This window comes from Photorhabdus caribbeanensis, from assembly GCF_018448885.1.
GTDB classification, from domain to species: domain Bacteria; phylum Pseudomonadota; class Gammaproteobacteria; order Enterobacterales; family Enterobacteriaceae; genus Photorhabdus; species Photorhabdus caribbeanensis.
Genome location: NZ_RCWB01000087.1, coordinates 1 through 2,397, shown reverse-complemented (window position 1 = coordinate 2,397; position 2,397 = coordinate 1). Strand labels below are relative to the sequence as shown.

At 57.0% G+C, this 2,397-nt stretch carries 1 protein-coding gene; it reads left to right on the top strand.

Going from position 1 to position 2,397, the window contains the following annotated elements:
* A partial coding sequence (locus tag EAE90_RS23015) for a two-partner secretion domain-containing protein (protein ID WP_214055426.1) occupies positions 1–2,397 on the top strand: 2,397 nt, incomplete at both ends.

Sequence of the window (2,397 nt, the reverse complement as noted above, 5' to 3'; positions counted from 1 at the left end):
CCCAGACGCAACTCGGCGGCATGGTGGCCGGTAATCCGTGGTTAGCCAAAGGGGACGCCAGCATTATCCTCAATGAGGTCAATAACCATAACCGTAGTCACCTCAACGGCTGGATTGAAGTGGCCGGGCATAAAGCCGAGGTAATTATTGCCAATCCTTCGGGCATCACCTGTAACGGTTGCGGTTTTATTAACGCGCATCGCACTACGCTCACCACCGGGCAAGCCCTGATGGAACGGGGCCGACTGAAAGGGTTTGATGTCAATCAGGGGGACGTGCGGATTGACGGGCGCGGCATGGACAGCACACAGCAAAGCTACACCGATATTATCGCCCGCTCCGTGGCGATTAACGCCAAATTACATGCGCAAGACCTGAAAGTGACCGCCGGGCGCAATATTGTGGATGCGGCGCATCAGCAGGTGGAGAAAAAATCGATTGACGATGAAAAGCACCCGGCGTTTGCGTTGGATGTGGCGGCGCTGGGCGGCATGTATGCCCATAAAATCAGGCTGATAGGCACCGAAACGGGGGTGGGCGTGCATAATGCCGGTAATATCGGCGCGTCTGCCGGGGAGATCCATATCACCGCCGATGGCTGGGTAGAGAACCGCGGCACCCTCAGCAGCCGGGATACGTTACAATTAACCTCGTCTGCCGATGTCACTAACACCGGCAAATTGCTGTCACAATCGGCGGTGAATTTACAGACCAAAGGAGCACTGCGCAATCAGGGCCGGGTGGAAGCTCGCGGCGATACCACGGTCAACGCAGGCACAATACACAGCAGCCATGACAGCGTGTGGGCCGCGGGGCTGGATGATAACGGCAACACTACCCGTCCCGGCTCACTGACTCTGACCGCGCAGCACGTTCAGGCGAAGGGGAAAAATCTGGCCGCCGATACGCTGGCTGTCCACAGCCAACAGATTGACCTGAGCGACAGCCAGACGGCGGCCGGGCAGATTCAACTCACAGCCGGTCAAGCGGGCATCAGTACCGCTCGCGCCACCATCAACGCCGACCGTTTTATTGCGAAAACGCCGGGCCAGTTTAACAACGACGGCGGCCAGTTAGTGGCGAAGGAAATCCACCTGACGACCCCGGATTTATCCAACCAGCAGGGAAAAATTAACCAGACCGGGACCGGTGAACTGGCGCTCCATACCCGCACCCTGAATAACCGTGAGGGGACAGTGTTCAATCAGGGGAAATTGACCCTTACCACTGACCGGCTTAACAACCGTCAGGGCAATATTGCCAGTCAGGGCGAGGACCTGCATCTCACCGCGCATCAGGCCGATAACAACCAGGGGACGGTGCAATTGGCCGGTCAGGGTCGATTATCGCTCAACACGCAACGGTGGCTGGGTGATAAGGGCAAGCTGCTCACCAATGGCGCCCTGACGATACAGGCCGGTGAACTGCAACTCAACCAGGCTGAAACTCAGGCCGGGCAGATAACCGTCAACGCCAACACCCTGAGTCATCAAGGCGGCGTGATGCAACAACAGGGCAAAGATACCCTGTCCCTCACCACCCGGAAGCTGGATAACCAGCGCGGTACCCTTGCGGGCAACGGTAATCTGAGCCTTAAAGCAGCGACCGTCGATAATCGTCACGGCAACATCGTAGCCGCCGACCAAGGTTCGTTGACATTGGCAGTCAAAGACACGCTGGACAATCAGTCGGGCCGACTGGAAGCGGGCCACGCGCTCCAACTGAGCGCCACTCAACTGGATAATCGCCGGGGGAGCATCGTGGCAACCGGGGACAGCGCCACCCTCACTGTTGACAAAGCCATTCAAAACGTTAACGGTCGTCTTGAAGCCAAAACCCGACTGACTACAACCAGCCAGACGTTGGATAACTCACAGGGCGTGTTGCTGGCGCAAAACATTGACAGCCAGACCACAGGCCATCCTTTCACCAATACTGCGGGACAGGTGATAGCCGAGGACAACCTGACTTTAAACAGCGGCGAACTGGATAATACCGCGGGGCTATTACAATCTGGCCGCGAGATGGCTATTGATACCCACGGGCATGGTTTTACTAACACTCACCACGCCGACCAAAAAACGGGCCGGTTGTTAAGCGGCGGACACTTAACTTTGCGTACCGGCGATATCAATAACACTGGCGGGATAATCGCGGCGGACGGCAAAACTGTGCTGACCAGCACCGCGCTTAATAATACTCAGGGACAGATAGCCGGAAATGGCGGACTGGTCATTCACAGCCGACAACTGACCAACCGCAACGGGACTTTACAATCCGCCGACGCCCTGACTCTGGATACTGACGGACAGTTGCTGGATAACCAGCAGGGCCATATTCTCGGTGATGGAAAAACCACTGTCACCAGCGGCCCGCTGGACAATCGCCACGGTCATC